Source organism: Actinoplanes sp. CA-252034 (genome assembly GCF_050956125.1).
In the GTDB taxonomy this organism is placed as follows: Bacteria; Actinomycetota; Actinomycetes; order Mycobacteriales; family Micromonosporaceae; genus Actinoplanes.
Window position 1 is genome coordinate 7,600,689 of the sequence record NZ_CP191846.1, and the last position, 22,495, is coordinate 7,623,183.

At 73.8% G+C, this 22,495-nt stretch carries 18 protein-coding genes and 1 pseudogene; 9 read left to right on the forward strand and 10 right to left on the reverse strand.

Annotation, left to right across the window (positions count from 1 at the left end):
* Window positions 1-31: 31 nt before the first annotated feature.
* The 6 genes and pseudogenes from ACQPZW_RS34525 to ACQPZW_RS34550 all read right to left on the reverse strand — a co-directional run bounded on the left by ACQPZW_RS34525 (window position 32) and on the right by ACQPZW_RS34550 (window position 6,039).
* Window positions 32-1,063, reverse strand: a complete 1,032-nt coding sequence (locus ACQPZW_RS34525) for a diguanylate cyclase domain-containing protein (RefSeq protein WP_433790205.1) — start codon at window positions 1,061-1,063, stop codon at window positions 32-34.
* 191 nt (window positions 1,064-1,254) lie between these two features.
* A complete protein-coding gene (locus tag ACQPZW_RS34530; protein WP_433790206.1) occupies window positions 1,255-2,439 on the reverse strand; it encodes an ABC transporter permease in 1,185 nt (394 codons plus the stop codon).
* Window positions 2,426-3,103, reverse strand: a complete 678-nt coding sequence (locus ACQPZW_RS34535; RefSeq protein WP_433790207.1) for an ABC transporter ATP-binding protein — start codon at window positions 3,101-3,103, stop codon at window positions 2,426-2,428. The genes ACQPZW_RS34530 and ACQPZW_RS34535 overlap by 14 nt, the downstream gene beginning before the upstream one ends.
* A complete protein-coding gene (locus ACQPZW_RS34540; protein WP_433790208.1) occupies window positions 3,100-4,428 on the reverse strand; it encodes an efflux RND transporter periplasmic adaptor subunit in 1,329 nt (442 codons plus the stop codon). The genes ACQPZW_RS34535 and ACQPZW_RS34540 overlap by 4 nt, the downstream gene beginning before the upstream one ends.
* Window positions 4,429-4,537: 109 nt before the next feature.
* Window positions 4,538-5,251, reverse strand: coding sequence for a L,D-transpeptidase family protein (locus tag ACQPZW_RS34545; protein WP_433790209.1), 714 nt, complete (start codon window positions 5,249-5,251; stop codon window positions 4,538-4,540).
* Between the two features lie 168 nt (window positions 5,252-5,419).
* Window positions 5,420-6,039, reverse strand: a pseudogene (locus tag ACQPZW_RS34550) (CAP domain-containing protein).
* Window positions 6,040-6,260: 221 nt separating this feature from the next.
* On the opposite strand from ACQPZW_RS34550, the gene ACQPZW_RS34555 reads away from it, so the two are divergent.
* The 9 genes from ACQPZW_RS34555 (at window position 6,261) to ACQPZW_RS34595 (ending at window position 16,752) form a co-directional block, all read left to right on the forward strand.
* Window positions 6,261-7,613, forward strand: a complete 1,353-nt coding sequence (locus tag ACQPZW_RS34555; RefSeq protein WP_433790210.1) for an acyltransferase family protein — start codon at window positions 6,261-6,263, stop codon at window positions 7,611-7,613.
* 155 nt (window positions 7,614-7,768) lie between these two features.
* Window positions 7,769-8,266 carry a chemotaxis protein CheW gene (locus tag ACQPZW_RS34560; RefSeq protein WP_433790211.1) on the forward strand — a complete coding sequence of 166 codons (498 nt, stop codon included), beginning with the start codon at window positions 7,769-7,771 and terminating at the stop codon, window positions 8,264-8,266.
* Window positions 8,263-9,651, forward strand: a complete 1,389-nt coding sequence (locus ACQPZW_RS34565; RefSeq protein WP_433790212.1) for a CheR family methyltransferase — start codon at window positions 8,263-8,265, stop codon at window positions 9,649-9,651. The genes ACQPZW_RS34560 and ACQPZW_RS34565 overlap by 4 nt, the downstream gene beginning before the upstream one ends.
* On the forward strand, window positions 9,648-10,178 hold the full coding sequence (locus ACQPZW_RS34570) for a chemotaxis protein CheW (protein WP_433790213.1): 531 nt from the start codon (window positions 9,648-9,650) through the stop codon (window positions 10,176-10,178). The genes ACQPZW_RS34565 and ACQPZW_RS34570 overlap by 4 nt, the downstream gene beginning before the upstream one ends.
* The gene (locus tag ACQPZW_RS34575) at window positions 10,175-11,644 is read left to right on the forward strand and encodes a methyl-accepting chemotaxis protein (RefSeq protein ID WP_433790214.1); all 1,470 of its coding nucleotides are present in this window, start codon (window positions 10,175-10,177) and stop codon (window positions 11,642-11,644) included. Before ACQPZW_RS34570 ends, ACQPZW_RS34575 begins: the two co-directional genes overlap by 4 nt.
* Window positions 11,644-13,122 (forward strand): chemotaxis protein CheA, encoded by a 1,479-nt coding sequence (locus ACQPZW_RS34580; protein WP_433790215.1) that lies wholly within the window; start codon window positions 11,644-11,646, stop codon window positions 13,120-13,122. Before ACQPZW_RS34575 ends, ACQPZW_RS34580 begins: the two co-directional genes overlap by 1 nt.
* Window positions 13,116-13,718, forward strand: coding sequence for a response regulator (locus ACQPZW_RS34585; RefSeq protein WP_433790216.1), 603 nt, complete (start codon window positions 13,116-13,118; stop codon window positions 13,716-13,718). The genes ACQPZW_RS34580 and ACQPZW_RS34585 overlap by 7 nt, the downstream gene beginning before the upstream one ends.
* On the forward strand, window positions 13,715-14,776 hold the full coding sequence (gene cheB, locus ACQPZW_RS34590) for a chemotaxis-specific protein-glutamate methyltransferase CheB (RefSeq protein WP_433790217.1): 1,062 nt from the start codon (window positions 13,715-13,717) through the stop codon (window positions 14,774-14,776). The genes ACQPZW_RS34585 and cheB overlap by 4 nt, the downstream gene beginning before the upstream one ends.
* Complete coding sequence (locus ACQPZW_RS34595; RefSeq protein ID WP_433790218.1) at window positions 14,773-16,752, forward strand: response regulator; 1,980 nt, start codon at window positions 14,773-14,775, stop codon at window positions 16,750-16,752. The genes cheB and ACQPZW_RS34595 overlap by 4 nt, the downstream gene beginning before the upstream one ends.
* Before the next feature lie 10 nt (window positions 16,753-16,762).
* Here ACQPZW_RS34595 and ACQPZW_RS34600 read toward each other — a convergent pair whose 3' ends face one another.
* From ACQPZW_RS34600 to ACQPZW_RS34615, 4 genes are all read right to left on the reverse strand, one after another.
* Window positions 16,763-19,048 (reverse strand): N-acetylmuramoyl-L-alanine amidase, encoded by a 2,286-nt coding sequence (locus ACQPZW_RS34600; RefSeq protein WP_433790219.1) that lies wholly within the window; start codon window positions 19,046-19,048, stop codon window positions 16,763-16,765.
* Between the two features lie 146 nt (window positions 19,049-19,194).
* Window positions 19,195-20,685: an ABC transporter permease gene (locus tag ACQPZW_RS34605; protein ID WP_433790220.1), complete on the reverse strand. Its 1,491-nt coding sequence runs from the start codon at window positions 20,683-20,685 to the stop codon at window positions 19,195-19,197.
* Complete coding sequence (locus ACQPZW_RS34610; RefSeq protein WP_433790221.1) at window positions 20,646-21,692, reverse strand: ABC transporter permease; 1,047 nt, start codon at window positions 21,690-21,692, stop codon at window positions 20,646-20,648. The genes ACQPZW_RS34605 and ACQPZW_RS34610 overlap by 40 nt, the downstream gene beginning before the upstream one ends.
* Window positions 21,689-22,456 carry an ABC transporter ATP-binding protein gene (locus ACQPZW_RS34615; RefSeq protein WP_433790222.1) on the reverse strand — a complete coding sequence of 256 codons (768 nt, stop codon included), beginning with the start codon at window positions 22,454-22,456 and terminating at the stop codon, window positions 21,689-21,691. The genes ACQPZW_RS34610 and ACQPZW_RS34615 overlap by 4 nt, the downstream gene beginning before the upstream one ends.
* Window positions 22,457-22,495: the final 39 nt, after the last annotated feature.

Consider the following 22,495-nt stretch of genomic DNA (forward strand, 5'->3'; position numbering starts at 1 on the left):
CAAGCCGGCCGACCTCGCGCCGGGGCAGCGGTCAGGCTGAGGCGCGGAGCGTGACGGTCGGATGGGCCATCTTGCTGCGGCCGCGGCCGCCCTCTTTGGCCCGGTACAGGGCGGCGTCGGCGACCTTCTGCAGGTCGTCGCCGGTGTGGGCGTGCTCGGGCAGGACGGCGATGCCGATGCTTAGGCTGGGTGGGCCGCTCGGCAGTTCGGCGGTGGCGGCGACTCTGGCGCGGACGAGCTCGGTGAAGTGGACGGCGGCGTAGGGGGCGGCACGCAGCAGGACGGCGAACTCGTCGCCGCCGAGGCGGGCGACCATGTGCCGGCGGCCCTCGGCGGCGTCGCGGAGGGCGTCGGCGACGGTACGCAGGGCGAGGTCCCCGACCGCATGCCCCCACGTGTCGTTGATCGTCTTGAAGTGGTCGACGTCGATCATGATGAGGGCGACCGGGTCGTGGTCGCCGGCGGTCGCGACGGCGTCGCTGAGTGCGGCGTCGAAGGCCCGGCGGTTCGCGGCGCCGGTGAGGGAGTCGGACGTGGCCTGCGTCTCCAGGACGCCACGGAGCCGGTCGTTGCGTTCGCGGAGGCCGGCCACGACGACCGCCGTCATCGACATGGCCACGGTGATGGCGATCCAGTCGAGGAGCGCCTGACCGCTCTCCTGGAACTGGAAGGCGGTCAGCGCATGCCCGGCGGAGATCTGCACGACGGTGAGGGCGATCACCCGGCGGTTGAGGAACATCGCGGCGTAGAGCAGCGGCCACAGGTAGAACAACTGCGGTCCCATGGTGGCGTCGGCCGTGGCCACGTTGAGCCCGGTGATGACGCCCGCGCCGAGCAGGGGCACGAGCAGCCAGAACAGCCGGGGCATGCGTTCCGGGCGGCGCAGGCAGATCAGGCCGACGGCGAACAGGACGAACGAGGTGACGCCGAGGGCGACGACCTGGCCCAGCGGGTCGCCGAGCTTCATCAGGACGCCGGTGACGAAGTTGTAGGGTCCGGCGGCCAGCATCAGGTAGGCGACGGCACGGGCGGCGCCGTGCATGTCGCGCAACTGATGGGCCAAGGCGTACTCCTCCAGATCAGGTCCGAAACCCTCATTCGGTTCCGGGCGGCGTCACCTGAGGCGTTGGCCCACGGTTCCGGGCGGCGTCACCCGAGGCGTTGGCCCACGGTCCCGGGAGGCGTCACCTGCGGCGTTGGCCGGTGGCTCCGGGAGGCGTCACCTGAGGCGTTGGCCGATGGCCCGGCGGGGCCTCATTCGGTACGCAGCGCGACCACCGGGTCGAGCCGGCCGGCCCGCTGCGCCGGAACCACGCCGAAGATGATGCCGACGGCCGCGGACACGCCGAACGCGAGCGCCATCGACCACCAGGTGAGGGCCGCCGGCACCGGGCTGAGCCGGTCGACCAGCAGGGCGGTGCCGCCGCCCAGGAGCATGCCGAGGATGCCGCCGGTGGTGGTGAGCAGCACCGCCTCGAAAAGGAACTGCAGGCCGATGTCGCGGGGCCGGGCGCCGACGGCCTTGCGCAGGCCGATCTCCTTGGTGCGCTCGCGGACCGAGACGAGCATGATGTTGGAGACGCCGACGCCGCCGACGAGCAGGCTGATCCCGGCGATCGCGGCGAGCACCCCGGTGAGCACGCCGAGGATGTCGCCGAGCACACCGAGGATCTGCTCCTGGGTGACGGCGGAGAAGTCGGTGTCCGGGTGGCGGTCGGCGAGGGCGGCGACGACGGCGGCGGACAGTTCGCCGATGCGCTCGCGGTCGGGGGCGCGGATGGCGATGCCGTCGATGCGCTCGGTGCCGAGCAGGCGCTGGGCGGCGGTGACCGGCACGTGGACCTCGCCGTCGCGGTCGACGCCGAGGCTCTGCCCGAGCGGCTCGAAGACGCCGATCACCCGGAAGCGGACGCCGCCGATGGTGATCTGCCTGCCGATCGGGTCACGGTCGGCGAACAGGGTGCGGGCCAGGCCGGCGCCGAGGACCGCGACCCGGCGGCCGGTGCTGACATCCGTACGGGTCAGATAGGAGCCCCGGTCGAGCCGGCGGACGAAGACGGTCGGCGTCGTCTCCAGGACGCCCTGCATGCTCGCGAAACCGGTGCGCGACCCGGCACGGATGGTCTCGCCGGAGGCGATGGTGACCGCGACCCGGCTGCGGTCGCCGACCACCCGGTTGATCGCGTCGATGTCGTCGAGGGTGAGCGGTGACGAGGTGGGCGCCGAACCGGCCTGGAGGCGCCCGGGGACGACCAGCAGCAGGTTGGAGCCGAGGCCCTCGACCTGGTTCTCGATCTGCTGTTTGGTGCCGGTGCCGATGGCGACCAGGGCGACGACCGCGGCCACCCCGATGATCACGCCGAGCATGGTGAGCATGCTGCGCAGCCGGTTGGCGCGCAGCGCGTCGAGAGCGACCCGCCAGGCCTCAGCGAGTCTCACTGATCAGTCCGTCCTTCATCACGATCTGCCGGCGGGCGCGGGCGGCGACGTCGCGGTCGTGGGTGACCAGGACGACCGCGACACCGTCGTCGACGAGCGACTCGAGAAGGGCCAGCACGGACTGGCCGGTCGCCGAGTCGAGGTTGCCGGTGGGCTCGTCGGCGAGCAGCACGGACGGGCCGGTGACCAGGGCGCGGGCGATGGCGACGCGCTGTTGCTCACCGCCGGACATCTGATTGGGCCGGTGGGTGACGCGGTGGGCGAGGCCGACCCGTTCGAGCATGGCGGCGGCGCGCTCCCGGCGCTCCCGGCGGCCGGCGCCGCGGTAGACCAGGGGCAGGCCGACGTTGTCCTGCGCGGTGGTACGGGCGAGCAGGTGGAACGACTGGAAGACGAACCCGATCGTGGTGTTGCGCAGCTCGGCCATCTCGTCGGGGCTGAGCGTGCTGACGTCGCGGCCGCCGATCAGCAGGGTGCCACCGGTCGGCCGGTCGAGGCCGCCGAGCAGGTGCATGAGGGTGGACTTGCCGGAGCCGGAGGTGCCGACGATCGCCACGTAGTCACCGGGGTCGACGGTCAGGGACACGCCGCGCAGCGCCGCCACCGACACCCCGTCGAGCTCGTAGGTGCGGCTCACGTCGTCGGCGACGATCGCGGCGGTCACGGCGCCTCGCCGCCCGCGTCGACCTGGTCGGCGCCGGCGACGACGACCCGCTCGCCCGCGGTGACGCCGGAGACGACCTGCACGGTGTCCTCGCCCTGCACGCCGAGCCGCACCGGGACCGCGGTGTAGCGGCCGTCCCGGACGGTCCAGACGGTGTCCCGCCCGTCGGCGCTGACCACCGCGGAGGCGGGGACCGTGACGGCGCCGGCGGCCTGCCGGACCTTGAGGCGGATGACCGCGCTCATGCCCGGCCGCGGGCTGGGGGCGGGCTCGCCGCTGTCCGCGAACGATCCCGCGCCCAGCTCGAGCCGCACCCGGTAGGAGACGCCGCCGCGGGCCGAGGTGGTGGGCAGCAGGTCGACGGCGCGGACCGTGGCGGGATAGCTGGCGCCGGGAGCGGCGTCCAGCTCGGCCTCCGCCTCGACGCCCTCGCCGACCAGGAGCACGTCGGTCTCGTCGACCTCGGCGGAGAGCCCGAGACGGGCGGTGTCGACGACGGTCACGACCGGGGTGCCGGCGGCGACCCAGCCGCCCTCGGGGATCGCGGCGTCCACCCCGGACATCGTGCCGGACGTGGTGGTGGGGGCCTGCCCGGACTCCAGGAGCCCGGCGAGCGGGTTGCCGCCGGTCTGCGCCGGGCCGCCGAGCTGCACCACGCCGGCCACGGGGGCGCGCAGCGTGAGGGCGTCGACGGCGGCGTCGGCCAGCTCGTACGCCTGCTCGGCCTGCAACCGTTGGGCGGCGGAGAGGGTGCCCATGGCGCGGCTGAGTGAGGCGACGCCGCGCTGCACCGACCGCAACGCGGTCGCCGAGGCGGCCGAGGCGGTCTCGTAGCTGCGCTCGGCCGCGTCGACCTGATGCAGCAGGGTCTTCTTGACCTGGGGGTCGGCGATCTGCGCGGCGGCGGCGCGGGCCTGCTCGAAGGCGTCGGCGGCCTGCTCGTCGGTGCGTTCGCGGACGGCCGCGAACTCGGCGGTGCCGCCGGTGCTCACGCCCGTCCCGGTCGGGGCCTGCTCGACGGCCTCGGCGGCGGCGTCGCGGCGGCGGGTCAGCTCGGGCGAGTCGATGACGGCGAGCACGTCTCCCTTGCGCACCCGCCGGCCGGGCTCGGCGTGCAGCTCGCGAAGGGTGCCGGAGGCGGGCGCGGTCAGGGTCGCGGCGGTCCGGGCGGTGACCGTGCCGGGGGCCTCGACGATCTCGTCGACCGTGCCGATCTGCGCGTTGCCGAGCCGGACCGGGTCGGGCGTGTCGTCGCAGGAGGCCGCGGTCATCGGGAGCAGCACCAGGACACCGGCGGCGAGGATCACGGCACGTGAGCGATACACGACCGCCACTCTATGCCGACGACGACGAAATGCCGACGACGACGAAATGCCCCGGGACGACGAAGCGGGCCGCCCCGGAGGGACGGCCCGCTCTGCTGTCACGCGACGATCAGGTGCCGGGGCGGCGGCCGATGACCTTCACGGTCATGCCGATCTTGCCGATGCTCCAGTACTTCTGGGCGTCCTGCTGCAGGAGGTTCACGCAGCCGTGCGACCCGCGCCACTTGTCGTGGATGTAGGTCGTGGTCTGGTGGAAGCCCCGACCGCCGATGAAGCGCTGCCAGTACGGCAGCCACACCTCGTACGGGTCGGACCACTCCTTCTTCGTCCGCTTGTTGATCGTGAAGGTGCCCGCCGGGGTCCGGTAGCCCTTGTACCCGGTACGGGTGACGGTCGGCTTGACGTGCACCGCCCCGTTCTTCATCACCCACGTCGTCTGGTTGGTCAGATCGACGCAGAAGGTGATGCCCTTCTTCTTGGCCTTGCAGGCCGACGTCTTCGTCGCCGCCAGTCGCTTGGCGACGTCGTAGGTCGTCGGGCCGGCCAGGCCCTTGGCCGGCTGGATCCCGAAGCGCTTCTGGAACTTGACGATCGCGGCACAGTCGGCGGGCGACTGCTTGCCGTCGACCGTCATGGTGCCGTATCCACCCAGCTGCTTCAGGTAACCCTCGACCTGCTTCTGGTACTTGCCGGTCGCGCACGACGCGGCGGCCGCCTTGGTGACCACCGTGGTGGTCACGGCCGCGGTCACCGGCGCGGACGCACCGGCGCTCGCCGGCGTCAGCGCGAAAGCGCCGAGACCGCTGCCGACCAGCGCCGCCATGGCAGCGCCGGCGAGGCGAGCGGAAACCCGTCCCCTTGCCAAAACGTTCCTCCCCAGGACTGTTGTCCGCACATAGAAGCACAGCAGGCCCACCTGTGGAGTACGGGGAAGGCCGGTGACACGAAACCGGTATGCCATCGGCATCCGGAGCCACCGGGTTGAGGTAAGTCAGCTACGGGGAGTGGCGAACTCCTGGACCCAGTAGGGGGTGTCGTCGGTGTCCACGGCCAGCCCGACACCCATCTGGTCGAGGCGGCAGTCCAGGATGTTCTCCCGGTGGCCGGGGCTCTTCATCCAGTCGGCCATCACCCGGTGCGCGCTGTCCTGCCCCTTGGCGATGTTCTCGCCGTAACGGCGCCACGTGTAGCCGGCGTCGGTGACCCGCCGGCCGGCCTTCTCCCCGCCGGGGACTCGTGGTCGAAGTAGCCGCGCCGCGCCATGTCGGAGGCGTGCCGGCCGGCGGCCTCGCTCAGCCGCCGGTCGAGGGTGACGGGGTCGCAGCCGGCCTCCTTCCGCTTCTGGTTGACCAGCGTGAGGATCTGCTGCTGCACCGCCGCCGGCGAGCCGGGGACGGCCGACTCGGCGGTGCGGGCCCGTGGACGCTCCGGACGGGTCCGGGACGGGCGGCCGGGCCGGACGGGCGCGTCGCCCCATCCCGCCACCGGTGGCCGCGCGCTCGCCGTGACGTCCGGTGTGCCCGGTGGCCCGTACGCCAGCGCCGGCGTGCCGCATCCACCGGCCGCCAGCGCCGCCACCGCCAGACCGAGCCCCACCGAAAGTTTGCGCATGTCGCCGTCGATCCTTTCGTCCGGGCGCCCGGACGCTTCGGGTCGCTCCAGAGATGACCAACGGCCCGGCCAGCGGAAACGGAACGGAGGACGAATCACATGAGTCGCACAGCCGCACAGGATTCCGGCTCTACTCCGCCTATCGGGGTAATCCACTCAGTCCGATCTCGCCGTCCGGCCGGTGGTCCCGGCCGCGGGTTCGCCGTCGCTACGGTTTCGCGGTGCGCAACCGCTACCTGGACACGCTCCGTGCCGCGGCGATCGTCCGGGTCGTCGTCTACCACCACTTCGGATGGGCCTGGCTGTCGCTGGCACTGCCGGCGATGGGCGTCATGTTCGCGGTGGCCGGCTCGCTGACCGCCGCGTCCCTGGACCGGCGCCCGGCCGGCACGGTCGTGATGTCGCGGCTACGCCGGCTGCTGCCTCCACTGTGGCTGCTCGGCGCGGTCGTCGTCCCGGCCATGCTCACCACCGGCTGGGCCCTGGAGGAGGACGGCGCGCACCCGTACAGTCCGGCGGGTCTGGCGCTCTGGATCCTGCCGCTGGCCGACCCGCCCGGCAGCGACGCCGCGGTCGACGTGTGGGAGCCGCTCTGGTACATCCGCGCCTACCTCTGGTTCGTGCTGCTCACCCCCCTGCTGTACGCGCTGTGGAAGCGGCTCGGCTGGGTGCTGGTGGCGGTGCCGATCGCCGGGCTGGCCGTGCTGGACCGGACCGGGTTCACCCTGCCGGACGTCGCCGACGCCGCCATGTGGGACCTGGTCACCTACGGCGCGTGCTGGATCGCCGGGTTCGCGCACCGTGACGGCCGGTTGGCCCGGCTCCGGCCCGGTGCCGTGATCGCGGTGGCGGTGGCGCTCGGCGCGGCCGCTCTCCACTGGCAGAGCGGCCACCAGGGCGACGCGCTGTGGGACCTGAACGACGTGTCCGAGTCGCAGGCGCTCTGGTCGCTGGCGTTCGTTCTGATCGCGCTGCGGTGGCAGCCGGACATGACCTGGCTCGCCCGGATCGGTCCGCTGGACCGCCTGGTCAGCCTGCTGAACGGGCGGGCCGTCACGATCTATCTGTGGCACAACATCGCGATCGCCGCGATCTGGCCGGTGCTGGAGCTCTCCGGCCATGACGAGCTGGGCCGGTGGGAGCAGCCGATCACGCTGGCGATGACGTTCCTGCTCACCGGGGTGGCGGTGCTGGTGTTCGGCTGGGTGGAGGACGTGGCGGCGGCCCGCCCGCCCCGGCTGTGGCCGGCCTACCAGCCACCCGAGGCCGGTGCCGCGCCACCCGCCCCGCCTGTAGAGGCCGGGCAGCCTGTGGAGGCCGGGCAGCCTGTGGAGGCCGAGCCGGTCACCGAACGGATCGCCGTCCCCTGGACGCCGCGCCCGCCGCAGCAGGCCCGCCGGTACGCCGGACCGGAGCCGGTCACCGAGCGGATCGTCCGGGACATGCCGGTGGCCGGGCGGCGGCCCGGACGTGCGGGCGGGCACGACGGTGTGCCGTGGGCCGGGAACACCGCTCCGCAGCAGGGCGGGCCACCCCTGCCGGTGCGGTTCACCGGGCACGACGGCGCCCCCTGAGCAGGCTGGTCCCGGTTCGCGGAGGGCGGCCGCGCACCGGGACCGGCCACCCCGGTCGAGCCGGGAAGGGCCAGGCTCGGCGGGAGGCGTACGGCGTACCTCCGGAATGCTTTGAAAGCGAGCGGAGCTCGAGAAACGCTGGCTAGCCTGAGGCCGTGGGGGGGCTGCCGGGCGGTGTGCTGACTCCGGCGCCTGCCGCCGGAGTGGTCGCGCTGGTCTTCCGGGCCGGGCCGCTCCACTGCGCGCTGCCGCTCGCCGACGTCATCGAGACCATGCGCCCGCTGCCCACCCGGGCGCTCGCCGGCACCCCGCCCTATGTGCGCGGACTGACCGTCCTGCGCGGCGCGCCGGCCCCGGTGATCGACATGACCCGGCTGCTGACCGGTACGGAGGCGCCGGTCGACCGGTACCTCGCGGTGCGCGCCGGCCGCGGCCCGGTCGCCTGCGCCACCGGCCCGGTGCTCGGCGTTCAGGACGTCGAGGTGGCGCCGCCCGAGGGACCGGCCGCGCTGTTCACCGGCGTCTCCAAGGCCCTGATCGCGGCGGTCGGCACGATCGGGACCGAGCCGCTGTTGCTGCTGCACAGCATCACCGCCGTGCCCGACGAGGTGTGGGAGGCCGCCGGTGGCACGCCACCGGGGGTCCCGTCATGATCGGCGCGGCGTCGCTGACCCGGTTCCGGGAGCTGCTGCAGCGACGCCTCGGCTGGACGTTCGCCGACAACGACCTGGGGCAGACCGCCGAGGTGCTGGCCGCCCGCGCCCGCGCGCACGGGCTCACCGACCGGGAGTACCTCGACCGGCTGGCCGGGCGCCGCTGGACCGCCGAGGTCGCCGAGCTGGCGAGCGCGCTCAGCATCACCGAGACCTACTTCTTCCGGCACACCGAGCAGTTCCGGGTGCTGCGCGAGCGGGTGCTGCCGGAGCTGATCGAGGCGCGGTCCGGGCAGCGGGTGCTCCGGCTGCTGTCGGTCGGCTGCTCGTCCGGGGAGGAGGCGTACTCGCTGGCCATCGCGGCGATCCGGGCCCGGCCGGGACCGGACTGGATCGTGACGGTGACCGGGGTCGACGCCAACCGGGAGATGCTGCGCCGGGCCCGTGACGCCGTCTACTCGTCCTGGTCGCTGCGCGACACCCCGGACGACGTACGCCGGCGCTGGTTCCGCCCCGCCGAGGAGGGTTTCCGGGTCGCCGACGAGGTGGTGGCGACGGTCCGGTTCGTGGAGCACAACGTGGCCGGCGACGACCCGCAGCTGTGGCACCCGGCCCGCTACGACGTGGTCTTCTGCCGCAACCTGCTGATGTACCTGACCGCGGACGTGGCCGCCTCGCTGGTCCGCCGGATGTCCGGGGCCCTCACCGAGGGCGGGTTCCTCTTCCTCGGGCACACCGACTCGCTCGGCAGCCGCCCGGACGGCCTGGACGTGTGCCACGTCGACGGGACCGTCTACTACCAGCGGCGGTCGGCGGTCGCGCCCCGTGAGCCGGCGCCCGCCCCGCAGGCCCGCCCGGTCGCGGCCGCGCCCGAGTCGCCGTCGCCGTCTCCGCCTCCGACGCCGTCCGGCGGCGCCGACCCGCGGCGGGTGCTCGGGCTGATGCGCGACGACAGGTTCGCCGAGGCCCTCGACGTCGCCGGGCCCGGTGACTCGCTCACCCGCGGTGTCCTGCTGGCTCAGCTCGGCCGGGTCGGCGAGGCCCGGGACACCGCGAACCGGCTGCTGCACGCCGGTGGGCCGCAGGCCGACACGCACCACCTGCTCGGCGTGTGCCACGAGCTGGACTGCGCGGACCGGGCGGTCGGGCAGTACCGGCTCGCCGCCTACCTGGATCCGCGGTTCGCGATGCCGCGCCTGCGGATGGGCCTGCTCGCCCGGCGGCGCGGCGACGACCGGGGCGCCGCCGCCCACCTGAGCGCCGCGCTCGAACTGCTGCCCGGCGAGACCGACGAGCGGATCGTGCACTTCGGCGGCGGGTTCGGGCGGCTCGCGCTGACCACGCTGTGCCGCACCGAGCTGGACGCGTGCGGGGTCCGCCGATGACCCGGGTGAGCGTGGCCGAGCGGGTGGCGCGCCTGCGCGACGACTTCGACCGGTCGTTCGCCGAGCCGGCCCGGGTCTTCGACGACGAGAACATCGAGCTTCTGGCGGTACGGGCGGGCGACCGGCCGTACGCCGTGCGTCTGGACCAGTCCTCCGGCATACATCCCGATCGCCCGGTGACCGCGCTGCCCACCACGGTCCGGGCGCTGCTCGGGGTGGCCGGGTACGCGGGCACCGTGGTCCCCGTCTACGACCTGGCCGCGCTGCTCGGCCATCCGATCCCGCAGCGGCCCCGATGGCTGCTGCTCACCACCGGCGCCCCACCGCTGGCACTGGCCTTCCACGAGCTGGAGCGGCATCTACGGGTCCCGGCCGCCGACGTGATCGACGGGGCGGACCGGCGCGGCTGCCTGCACGGCATGGTGCGGCTGGCCGACGGCAACCGGCCGATCGTGGACGTGCCGGCGGTGCGGGAGCTCGTACATCAGCTGGCCGGACACCGGCCCGTCCCCGAGGAGATCCGATGATGGCCGGGCGCACCTACGGCGGAAAGCTGGCGATCGGTGTCGTCATCACCGTCACGCTCACGCTGCTGACCATCGTCACGTCGGTGGTCGGGCTGGCGTTCGTGGTCAGCTCCAAGGACGCCGCGATCCGGTCGGCGACCGAGGACCTGACCGGCGCGGAGAACCTGAGCCGGATGATGGAGATGCGGATCGCGGACTACCGGGCGTACCTGTTGAACAAGTCAACCGAGAGCGCTCAACTGACCCAGAGCAGTCACGAGGCGTTCCGCAGGCAGCTCGACGCTCTGAACCGCAGTATCTCCGCCTCGGCGGCGAAGGCGAAGATCGCCGAGATCGCCGACCTGGACGACCAGCACGCGGCTGCCACCACCGAGTTGATGGCCGCCCGGCTGCGGACCGACGACATTCCCGCCATCGACCGGCTGAACGACGAGAAGGTCGTCCCGATCCGCAAGGCCCTGCAGCGCGCGCTCGCCGACCTCATCGAGCTGGTCCGCACCGACGTCGCCGCCGACCGGCAGGCGTCGTCGACCCGGGCCACCCAGGCCATCGCGCTGGTCATCGGCCTGGGCGTGCTCACCACGATCAGTGCCGTCCTGGTCGCGCTGCGGCTGAGCCGTGACCTGAAACGGGAGGTGGGCGCCGCGGTCGGGCACATCCAGAGCTCCTCGGCCCAGCTGGAGGCGGCCGCCGAGCAGCAGGTCAGCGGCGGTCGGGACCAGGCCAGCGCGATGAGCGAGATCACCACGACGATCAGTGAGCTGCTGATCACCTCCCGGCAGATCGCGGACACCGCCCAGCGGGTGTCGAAGATCGCCGAGGAGACCGAGGCGGCGGCCCGGACCGGCGACGCCACCATCGACCAGACCCGGGCCTCGATCGACACGATCCGCTCCCAGGTCGACCAGATCGTCCAGCACATGCTCGCGCTGGGCGAGAAGTCCCAGCGCATCGGCCAGGTCGTGGATCTGGTGTCGGAGCTGGCCGAGCAGACCAACATCCTGGCCATCAACGCCACCATCGAGGCCAGCGGCGCCGGCGAGTGGGGGCGGCGGTTCGCGGTGGTGGCCGAGGAGATCCGCAAGCTCGCCGACCGTACGGCCGCGTCGGCCAAGGAGATCAGGGCGCTGATCGAGGACGTCCGGGGCGCGGTCAACACCACGGTCATGGCCACCGAGATCGGGGCGAAGGCGGTCGACGCCGGGGCCCGGAAGTTCGACGACGCCACCAACTCGTTCCGCGCGATCGTGCAGCTGGTCGCCACCACCAACGACGCCACCCGGGAGATCGAGCTGTCCACCAAGCAGCAGACCACCGCCGTCGAGCAGGTCAACGTGGCCGCCTCGGACACCGCCCGGGTGTCGCGGGAGACCGAGGCCAGCGCGGTGCAGACCAAGCAGACCGCCGCCCATCTGAGCACCCTCTCCAGTGACCTGCTGGAAATGGTCGGTACCGGGCGCCACTGATGGCCGACGGCAAGGATCCCCTCCGATACTTCCGGATCGAGGCGCGCGAGCTGGTCGACCAGATCAGCGCGGGTGTGCTCGACCTGGACCAGCGGGCCGGGCCGGAGCCGGTGGCGAAGCTGCTCCGCTTCGCGCACACGCTCAAGGGCGCGGCCCGGGTCGTCAAGCAGAAGGACATCGCCGACCGGGCGCACGCGTTCGAGGAGGTCCTGGTCCCGCACCGCGCCGACCCCGGGCCGCTGGCCGCCGAGGAGATGCGCGAGCTGCTACGCCTCAACGACGAGATCAACTCCTTCGTAGCGAGGCTGGAGAACCCGCCCCCGCCCGAGCCCACGACGGCCGCCGTGACCGAGCCCATGCCGGCCGCCGTGACGGAGCCCGGGCCGCCCGAGCCCGTCACCCACCGGGCCGCCACCCAGGATCTCGACGACCTGCTCGACGCGATCGGCGAGACCAACACCCGGATGGCGCCGCTGCGGGCCGGCTGCGCCACCGTCGAGCGGCTGCACCGGACGGCCGCGGACCTCGCCGATCAGCTGCGGCTGGACCGGGGTACGGCGAGCGGGTCGGCGCGGGCCGCGGCCGTGCGGCTCGCGGCGGAGCTCGGCTCGGCCGGCCGCCGGTTCACCGACGCCGTCGACCAGATCGAACGGGAGCTCGACGACGTCCGGGCCAAAGCCGAGGGGCTGCGGCTGGTACCGGTCGGCTCGGTCTTCACCACGCTGCACCGGGCCGTCCGGGACGCCGCCGACGCGGAGGGCAGGCGGGTCCGGTTCAGCGCCCGGGGCGCCGCGATCCGGATGGGCGCGCACCTGCTCGGACCGGTCAGCGGCGCGTTCCTGCACGTGGTCCGTAACGCGGTGGTGCACGGGATCGAGCCGGAGGACGTGCGGCTCGCGGCCGGGAAGCCGGCCGAGGGGACGATCACCGTCGAGGTCGAGCGGCGGGGGCGGTTCGCGGTGTTCCGGTGCGTCGACGACGGGCGGGGCTTCGACCTGGACGCGTTGCGGCGTACCGCCGAGGATCGTGGACTGCTGCCGCCCGGCGGTCCGCCGCCGGACGGCGACGACCTGCTCCGCCTGGTCCTGCAGGGTGGCATCAGCACGTCGCCGTCGGTCACCGAGGTGTCCGGGCGCGGCATCGGCATGGACGCGGTACGCGAGGTCGCCGCCCAGTTGCAGGGCGAGGTGACGGTACGCAACCGGCCGGGCCGGGGCGCCACGGTGGAGCTGGTCATCCCGCTGGCCCTGCTGGCGATGACCGGCCTGATCGTCGAGGCCGGCGGCACCGTGGCCACGCTGCCGCTGGACTCGGTCCGGGCGTGTGTGCGGCTCGGCGCGGACGAGGCTCTCGCCGCCGTCGCCGGCGGACGGCTGGTCCACGAGGACACGGCCGCCCCCTTCCTGCCGCTGGCCGAGGCGCTCTACACCGGATCGACCGTCCCCGACTCCCCGGCATCGGCGCCGCCGTCGTGGTGAACGGCCCGGCCGGGGTCTTCGCCATCGGCGTGGACCGGCTCGCGGGCACCTCCGCCCTGGTCGCCCGCCCCCTGCCGGACCTCGCCCCGGCCTCGCCGGTGATCGGCAGCGTCGCCGTCGACGCCGACGGCAACCCGCGGCTCGTGCTGGATCCGGCCGGGCTGGCCGAGGAGGTGCTGCGCAGTCATCAGGAGTCCCGGCCGGTGGCCGCCGGCCAGGCCGACCCGCTGCCGATCCTGGTGGTCGACGACTCGCTGACCACCCGGATGCTGGAGCGCAGCATCCTGGAGTCGGCCGGTTACGAGGTCGATCTGGCCGCCTCGGGCGAGGAGGGGCTGGAGAAGGCCCGGTCCCGCCGGTACGGCCTGTTCCTCACCGACATCGACATGCCCGGCATCGACGGGTTCACCTTCGTCGAGCGGACCCGCGCCGATCCGGGGCTCGCGTCCGTCCCGGCGATCCTGGTCAGCTCGCGGGCCAGCGCCGCCGACCGGGAGCGTGGTCGTGCGGCCGGGGCCGGCGCCTACGTGGTGAAGGGCGAGTTCGACCAAGAGCAGTTGCTCGCTCACATCCGGCGTCTGGTGGTTCGATCGTGACACGAGTGCTGATCGTCGAGGACTCCGCGACCATGCGGCACCACCTGCGGGAGGCGCTGCAGGCGGATCCGCAGCTGGAGATCGTCGGCGAGGCCGCGGACGGGGAACGGGCGGTGCAGATGGTCGCCCGGCTGCGACCGGACGTGATCACGATGGACATGATGCTGCCCGGGATCAGCGGGCTGGCCGCCACCGAGCAGATCATGGCCGAGCACCCCACCCCGATCCTGGTGGTGTCGTCGGCCGACCGGGAGGAGCTGTTCAGCACGTACAACGCGCTCGCCGCCGGTGCGGTGGACGTGATGGAGAAGCCGCGCGGCGACGACTCGGACGCCGATTGGGCGGCGCGGCTGCGGACGTCGCTGCGGCTGGTCGCCCGGATCCGGGTGATCACCCATCCCCGGGCCCGGCTCGGCCGGCGGAGCAGCCCGCCGCCGCCGCCCGCCCCGACGACGGTGCCGGTGCCGCCGCCCGGCGGGCTGGCCGTGGTGGCGGTGGGCGCCTCCACCGGCGGGCCGGCCGCTCTCACCGAGCTGATCCGCGTGCTGCCGCCGAGCTTCCCGACCCCGGTGCTGGTGGTGCAGCACATCGCGGCCAGCGAGCAGTTCGCGGTGGCGTTCTCCGACTGGCTGGCCGGGCAGACCGGCCGGGACGTGCGCTACGCCCGCGACGGCGCCCCGGTCAGCCGCGGGGCGGGGCAGGTCCTGCTCGCACCACCGGACCGGCATCTGTTCGTCCGGGACGGGCTGCTGCGGCTCAGCGCCGGGCCGCCCCGGCACTCGTGCCGGCCGTCGGTGGACGTGCTGTTCGAGTCGGTGGCCGGGGAGTACGGCCCGAACGCGGCCGGCTGCCTGCTCACCGGGATGGGCCGGGACGGCGCGAGCGGGCTGCTGCAGATGCGCAACCGGGGCGCCGTCACGTTCGCCCAGGACGAGCACAGCTGCACCGTCTACGGCATGCCGCGGGAGGCTGCGCTGCTCGGGGCGGCCGTGCACGTGCTGCCGCCGGGCCGGATCGCCGTCCGGCTGGGTGAGCTGGCCACGGCGGTACGTCGATGACACCGACCGTGCTGATCGTCGACGACAGCCTGACCGTACGGATGGATCTGCACGAGGCGTTCTCCGACGACGGGTTCACGACGATCCTGTGCGCCACCGGGGAGGAGGCACGGACCGCGTTCACCGGGGCCAGCTTCCAGGCGGCGGTGCTCGACGTGCTGCTGCCCGACGCCGACGGCCTGGAGCTGCTCACCGAGCTGCGGCGCACGCCCGGACGCGACGGGGTGGTGACGATGCTGCTGTCCAGCGAGAGCGAGGTCACCGACCGGCTGGCCGGGCTGCGGATCGGCGCCGACGAGTACGTGGGCAAACCCTACGACGCGGGGTACGTCGTGGCCCGTACCCGCCAATTGCTCGGGGAGACGCCGGACCGGACCGCCGACCGCACCACCGTCCTGGTGATCGACGACAGCATGACGTTCCGGGAGCGTCTGCGGGACCTGCTCGAACCGGAGGGTTACGCGGTCCTGACCGCGGCCGGCGGTGAGGAGGGCCTGCGGATGGCAGCCGACCGCCGCCCGAGCGCGGTGATCGTCGACGGGGTGATGCCGGGCATCGACGGCGTCACCGTGATCCGCCGGATCCGTCTCGACCCGGCGCTGCGCGACACCCCGTGCCTGCTGATGACCGCCGCCGACGACTACGCCACCGAGATGCAGATGCTCGACGCGGGCGCCGACGCGTTCGTGCGCAAGCAGCAGGACCTGGCCGTGGTGCTGGCGAAGCTGGCGGCGGTGCTGCGGCAGAGCGCCGAGCAGCTGCCGATCGAGGCGCTCGGTGGCCTGCACGGGCCGGGCAAGGTGCTCACCGTCGGGCCGGACCGCGCCGAGCTGGACCGGTGGGCCGAGGTGCTGCGCGCCGACGGCTACGACGTGGTGCACGCCGCCGGCATCGACGACGCCCTCGACCTGCTGGCCGCCCAGCCGGTCGACTGCATCGTGATCGGACTCGACGGCGACGTCGACCGGGCCCGCGACGACTGCCGCCGGCTGCGGGACATGCCGCAGATCGGCGAGCTGCCCCTGGTGATGACCGGCGCCGAGGAGTCCATGCTGGACTGCCTGGCGGCCGGCGCCGACGACTACGTGCGGGACACCGACGGGCCGGAGGGGCTGCGGGTGCACGTGCGCGCGCAGATCCGCCGCAAGCAGTCGCACGACGAGGCCCGCCGCATCCGTGAGGAGCTGATGCGCCGTGAGCTGGACGCCGCCGAGGAACGGTCGGCACGGCAGCTCGCCGAGACCCGGGCGGCGCTGGTCGAGGAGCTGGAGTGGCGCAACCGGGAGCTGGAGGCGTTCTCCGGCTCGGTGTCGCACGATCTGCGGGGCCCGCTCCAGGTGATCAGCAGTTTCGCCGAGCACATGCTGGAGGAGGAGGAGGAGCCGCTCGGCGAGAAGACCCGCTACCGGCTGACCCGGATGCACGCGGCCGCGATGCGGATGGCCGACCTCGTCGAATCGCTGCTGATCCTGGCCCGGGCCAGCCGCGGGGAGCTGCGGCGGGAGCATTTCGACATGACGGCGACGGCCCGCCAGGTGATCGGCGAGGTCGCGGCCCGCGACCCCGAGCGGCAGGTCACCTTCGCGGTACGCGAGGAGATGACCGCCGACGCCGACGAGGGCCTGGTCCGGGTGATCCTGGAGAACCTGATCAACAACGCGGTGAAGTTCACCCGCAGAGTCGACGATCCCGTCGTCGAGGTCGGCGCCGACGACGGGCGGTTCTACGTGCGTGACAACGGTGCCGGGTTCCCGCCCGAGCAGGCGGGCCAACTGTTCCGGCCGTTCGCCCGGCTGCACGACGCCCGCGACTTCCCCGGCACCGGGATCGGGCTGACGACCGTGCACCGGGCGGTCGAGCGGCACGGCGGCGAGATCTGGGCGGAGAGCGGGGAGGGCCGGGGGGCGACCTTCTGGTTCACGCTGCCGCCGGCGGACTGGGACGGGCCCGAACGGCGCAGCGCCGCACGCCGCTGACGGGGAGACCTCAGCGGATGTACGCCAGCCCGTCCGACACCACGGTGGTCCGCCCGGCCGTCCCCGCCACCACGATCATGACGGTGTGCTTCTTGACCGAGGTCGACGACACCCACAGCGCCTGGCGGTACCGGGTGGCGCCGGATCGGGTGTCGATCGTGGCGACCTTCCTGCCGTCGAGGTAGACGTACGCCTTGCCGGTTTTGGAGCCGCGGGAGAACAGCAGCGCCGCGGACCGCCCGGTGAAGGTGTAGGTCAGCTTCGCGTTCTTCCTCGTCGCCGCGAGCGCCTTGCCGCCCAGGTAGGACTTGCCGGTCCGCCTGGTCCACGTGCCGGACTTCTTGGCGGCGGTCTCGGCGGACAGCACCACGCCGCGCGACATCGACGTGGCCCGGGTGTTGCCGGCCGTGTCCCGTGCGGTCACCCGCCACGTCACCGTGCCGGGCTTGACGGTGGTGGCCCAGCTCGCGACCGGGCCCAGCGTCGCCGCCCGCGGGCCGCTCACCGTGTATCCGGCGAGCTTCAGGTTGTCGGCGCCGGTCAGGCCGAGCCGCACCGGTGCCGACGTCGCACTGTAGGTGCCGGTGGTCAGGTCGAGCGGCAGCGCACCACGGAAGGTGGGCGCCGTGGTGTCGCCGTGGACGGTGCCGCCGACCCGGGCGGTGCTGCCCGAGACGTGCACGGCCCGGACCGTGACGCCGTGCCGGCCGGCCGGGATCGCCACCGTCGCGGTGTGGACGTCACCGCCGAGGGTGCTCACCACCGTGCCGTCGACGAGCACCTCGAACCGGGCGATGTCGGCCGCCGCGGTCGCGGTGCTCCAGGTCAGCGTCGCCGACGACTTCACATACCAGGCGCCGCCGGAGTACGTGCCGGTCACCGAGCCCAGCGTCAGGCCGGTCACCATCTGCTGCGACCGGGCGCGGATGTCGGCGAGCCGGGCGTACAGGTTGGCGCCGGGGCAGGCGGTGGCGTCGGCGTCACGGTGGCCGGACAGCCGGGGAATCGTGATCGTGGCGCCCTTGGCCAGCTTGTCGTTGGCCACCCCGGCGGTGAACGTGCCCTGGGCGGCCGGGTTGAAGCCGTACTTGCCGAGACGGGCGGCGCCGACCTGCGCGAGGACCGTCTCGATCGCGGCGGACGACGCGGCGGTCTCGTAGTTGCCGATCACCGCGATCGCGGCGAACCCGGTGTTGAAGCCGACCGTGGCGGCCGGGACGATGGCGTTCTCCACACCGCCCCGGCGCCCCTCGAAGAGCCGCCCACACCTGTCGACCATGTAGTTGTAGCCGAGGTCGGACAGACCCTTGACCTTGACGTCGTTGATCTGGATCGCGCGGACGATCGCCGCCGAGTCGGCACAGTCGTAGTTGTTCGAGGTGCCGGTGTGGTGCACCCACACCGCCTTGACCTGCCCGGCGTCGGTGACGCCGCCGACGATCGTCTCGTCGGCGCTCCAGGCGGTCCGCGTGTAGTAGGTGGGGAACTGCGCCTTGACCGGCGCCGTCGAGGTCGGGGCGGCGGTCGGCTCGCTCGCCGCCGCGGCGGCCGGGGCGGCCTCCCGGCCCACCGAGTCGACGCCGGCGTCCGGATCGGCCTCCACCGCGGGCGGGGCCGTCTCCTCGACGGCCGCCGGCGCCTCGACGGGCTCCTCGACGGTCTCGTCGACCGGCCCGTCGCCCTCGATCGGGGTGTCCTCGGGCGCTGCCGCGGTCTCGGCCGGCGTGGGCGACGGGTCGGCCGGGACGCCGGGCGACGGCTCGCCGCCACCCCGGCCGCCGCTCTCCGTGCCCGGGTCGATCAGGTCCAGCCGCAGGCCTTTCGTGAGACCGGCCTTGCCGCCGATCCGGACGGCCACCCCGTCGGATGCGCCGGCCCAGAGCGGCTCGGTCGCGCCCCTGCGGCCGGAGACGGCCGCCTCGGCGGCGTCCGGGCCGGTGTCCGCCTTCTCCAGCGTCTGCCAGCCGGACCACCTGCCGGTCGCCACGGCACGGGTACGGACCTCGATCGTGCCGTCCGGCTCGGCGGCCGGGTCCGACCAGCTCACGCCGAGCAGGCTGAACCGCCGGGTGTCGTGCTGGGTCGCGCTGTTCGGCCTCGTCAGGTCCACTGCGGCCAGCGCGGTCCTGATCCGTGGCGGCCGGGCTGCCGGGTCGGGCGGCAGCTCGGTCGGTGTGACCACCGGCGCGGCCCCGGCCGGTTCCGTCCCAGCCGGCCAGACCAGGACGGCGACGCCGCCACCCGCCGCCAGCACGGCGGTCGCCGTGCCGATCCCCATCGCCAGTTTGCGCCGCATTCCCGTGGCCCCCGTACCGAGAAAGACTCACTTGTGGCGGTGAACCTACCGGACGGTCCGGCCCCGTCCCGTCCCGCATCGGCCATCGCGGCACGGGCGGCCCGCCGACCGTGGACGGGTCGGCGGGCCGTGCGGCGGACGGGCCGTCAGTCGGTGCCGAGGGCGGTCACCGGGCTCACCCGGGCCGCCCGGCGGGCGGGCATCACCCCGGCCAGCGCGGTCAGCGCGACCAGCACGAGGAAGACCACGACGAGCTGCCACACCGGGAAGGTGAGCGGCGCGTCGTTGGCGAGGGCCGAGATGGCGAGCCAGGCGTACGGCACCCCGAGCGCCAGCCCGAGCAGGGCGCCGATCACCCCGTACAGGGCGGACTCGGTGGTGAGCATGGCCTGCAGTCCGCCACGCGACATCCCGACCGCACGGAGCAGGCCGGACTCGCGGACCCGTTCGACGACCGACAGCGCGGTGGTGGCGCCGACACCGACGACCGCGATCAGGACGGTGAGCCCGATCAGTGCCAGCGCGATCACCATCAGGGTCGCCAGCGCACTGTTGATCTCGTCGCGCTGGTCGGCCAGGACCTCCACGCTGATGTCGGGCTGGGCGGAGGCGGCCGCCCGGAGCGCCTGCAGGCCGGCGGTGCGGCCCTCCTCCCCGGAGCCGGCGGCGTCGGCGAGGACCCCCGTCGGCGCGGCCGGGACGCCCAGCTTCGTCAGATCCGACGGGTCGAGCAGGGCCTCGGTGTGCAACGGGGTCTGCCCGCCGAGGACGGCCGCGACGGTGAGGCGTACCTCCTTGCCCTCGCGTTTGAGGGTGATCTGGCCGCCGGTGGTGACCCCGGCGATGTCGGCGAGGTATCCGGCGATGATCGCCTTGCCGGGGGCGAGGTCGGTGACGTCGCCGGAGGCCGTGTCGAGACCGGCCAGGCGGGGCAGCGCGGACATCGACAGGTCGGTGGCCCCGGCGTCCCGGAAGTCGCCGATGGTGATCCCGCCCGCCCACCGGTACGGGGTGACCCGGGTCAGCTCGGTGCTCTGCTTCGCCCGGTCGGCGACGCCGTCCTTCAGGGTGGTTCCGGTGTTGCCCTTGAGCTCGAAGTCGGCGGGCGCGGCCGCGATCGTCTCGCGTTCGGCGAGGATCCGGATCGAGTCGCCGCCGACCAGCACGCCGGTGAGCAGGGTGACGCCGAGCGCGACCACCACCGAGACTGCCGCGGCACGCCGGGCGCTGCCGCCGACCCCGCCGACGGCGAGCCGGCCGACCGGACCGAGCCGCCGCAGCGGCCATCCGGCGAGCGCCAGGACCGGGCGGACCAGGACCGGGCCGAGGGCGATCAGCGCGACGAACGCCAGCCCGCCGGACGCGACGATGCCGAGCAGCAGGCTCTGCGCGTCGACCTCGTCGTCGGGGGTCTGCGGCAGGCCCCGCCACACCACGACGGCGACCGCGGCGGCGGCCAGCACCAGCAGCACGCCGGTGATCGCCCGCAGCCGGCCGACGCCCTGCTTGGCGCCGGTGGTCGAGGCCGACCGCAGCGCCTCCAGCGGGGCGACCCGGGCGGCGGACAGCGCCGGGGCGAGTACGGCGACGACGGTGATCAGCACGGCCAGCCCGACGGTTCCGGCGGCCTGCGCCATCGGGAACCCGGGGCCCGCCACCTCGAAGCCGAACGCGGACAGCGCCGGGGGATCAGATGGCCGACGGCGAGGGCGGCGAGCACCCCGGTGACGCCGACGACCAGGCCGGTGAGCGCGCCCTCGGCGGCGAGCGCCCGGGTCAGCGCACCCCGGCCGGCGCCCACCGCGCGGAGCAGGGCGAGCTGCCGCATCCGCTGGGCGAAGACGATCCGGAACGTGGAGGCGGCGATCAGGCCGGCCGCGAGCACGGCGACCGCGACGAACACCTTGACCACGATGAAGACCTGGTCGACCTGCGCGGCGGCCTCACGGGCCTCGGCCAGGCGGGTGTCGGCACCGGTGGCGACCGACGGTGGGCTCTCGCCCTTGAGCCGGGAGGCGATCCTCTCCTGTACGGCCGTCGCGTCGGCGCCGGAGTCGAGGCGGATGTCGACGCGCTCGACCCAGTCGTAGCCGGCGACACCGGCGGTCGGCAGTAGCCCGTAGGCCAGGAATCCGATGTCGTCGCGCGGCTGCACCACCCCGACCACGGTGAGGGTGACCGGTTTGGCGTCGCCGCCGGGAGAGACGGTGTGTTTCGAGCCGACGGTCAGCGCCATCCGCTCGACGGTGCGCGGGGTGACCGCGATCTCGCCGGCCGCGGTCGGGTAGCGGCCCTCGGTGACGGTGACCGTGCTCAGCGGCCCGGAGCCCGGGTCGGTGGCGACGACCAGGTCACCGGCGGGCAGCCGGACCCCGATGGAGGTACGGGCCACCGCCTCGGCGACGCCGGGCGTCGCACTGATCGCGTCGAGGTCCGCCTTCTTGATCTCGCCGTTCTGGACGACGAGGTCGACGGCCTCCGGGGTGCCGCTGAGCCCGTTGAGGACGCTGCGCTCGGTGATCTGCTGGGCCAGGACGGTGGCGTAGACGACGAACGAGGCGACGAGCACGGCCAGGCCGGTGAGCAGCAGGCGGGCCGGGCGTCTGCCGACCCCGGCGAGCTGGGTGCGCAGGACCGGGTTCACCGGCCGGCCGCCAGGCTCTGCAGGGCGTCGGTGACGGCGGCGATGTCCGGGTCGTGGATCTCTCCGGCCAGGCGGCCGTCGGCGAGCATGACGACCCGGTCGGCGTACGCCGCCGCGCCCGGGTCGTGGGTGACCATGACGATCGTCTGGCCCAGCGTGTGGGCCGAGTCCCGGAGCAGGGTGAGCACCTCGGCGCCGGAGCGGGAGTCGAGGTTGCCGGTCGGCTCGTCGGCGAAGACGACCTCGGGCCGGGAGACCAGCGCACGGGCCAGGGCGACGCGCTGCTGCTGGCCGCCGGAGAGCTCGGCGGGCCGGTGACCGAGTCGCCCGGCCAGCCCGAGCGTGCCGATCAGCCGGTCGTGGAACTCGGTGTCGACCTTGCGCCCGGCCAGGTCGAGCGGGAGGGTGATGTTGGCGGCCGCGGTGAGCTGCGGCAGCAGGTTGAACGACTGGAAGACGAAGCCGATCCGTTCGCGCCTGGCCTTGGTGAGCACCTTGTCCGGCTGCGTGGTCAGGTCGGTGCCGCCGAGCAGCACCTGACCGGAGGTGGCGGTGTCCAACCCGGCGAGGCAGTGCATGAGGGTGGACTTGCCGGACCCGGACGGGCCCATGATCGCGGTGAACCGGCCGCGGTCGAAGCCCACGGTGACGCCGTCGAGCGCACGGACCGCGGTGTCGCCGGAGCCGTACACCTTCACCAGGTCGACGGCCGCGACCGCCGCCAGGCCGTCGCGGTCCGTCACGGGTGAGGACTGCCTCTGCATGTGAGCTCCAAGCTCGTCGAAGAATCGGACGTGAGAGAT

Bases quoted from the DNA above. Each gene is read 5' to 3' on its own strand.
- ACQPZW_RS34545 (WP_433790209.1), bottom strand. From the start codon at position 5,251: ATGGCGGCGCTGGTCGGCAGCGGTCTCGGCGCTTTCGCGCTGACGCCG.
- ACQPZW_RS34565 (WP_433790212.1), top strand. From the start codon at position 8,263: ATGATCGGCGCGGCGTCGCTGACCCGGTTCCGGGAGCTGCTGCAGCGA.
- ACQPZW_RS34570 (WP_433790213.1), top strand. From the start codon at position 9,648: ATGACCCGGGTGAGCGTGGCCGAGCGGGTGGCGCGCCTGCGCGACGAC.
- ACQPZW_RS34575 (WP_433790214.1), top strand. From the start codon at position 10,175: ATGATGGCCGGGCGCACCTACGGCGGAAAGCTGGCGATCGGTGTCGTC.
- ACQPZW_RS34580 (WP_433790215.1), top strand. From the start codon at position 11,644: ATGGCCGACGGCAAGGATCCCCTCCGATACTTCCGGATCGAGGCGCGC.
- ACQPZW_RS34595 (WP_433790218.1), top strand. From the start codon at position 14,773: ATGACACCGACCGTGCTGATCGTCGACGACAGCCTGACCGTACGGATG.
- ACQPZW_RS34600 (WP_433790219.1), bottom strand. From the start codon at position 19,048: ATGCGGCGCAAACTGGCGATGGGGATCGGCACGGCGACCGCCGTGCTG.
- ACQPZW_RS34605 (WP_433790220.1), bottom strand. From the start codon at position 20,685: ATGGCGCAGGCCGCCGGAACCGTCGGGCTGGCCGTGCTGATCACCGTC.
- ACQPZW_RS34615 (WP_433790222.1), bottom strand. From the start codon at position 22,456: ATGCAGAGGCAGTCCTCACCCGTGACGGACCGCGACGGCCTGGCGGCG.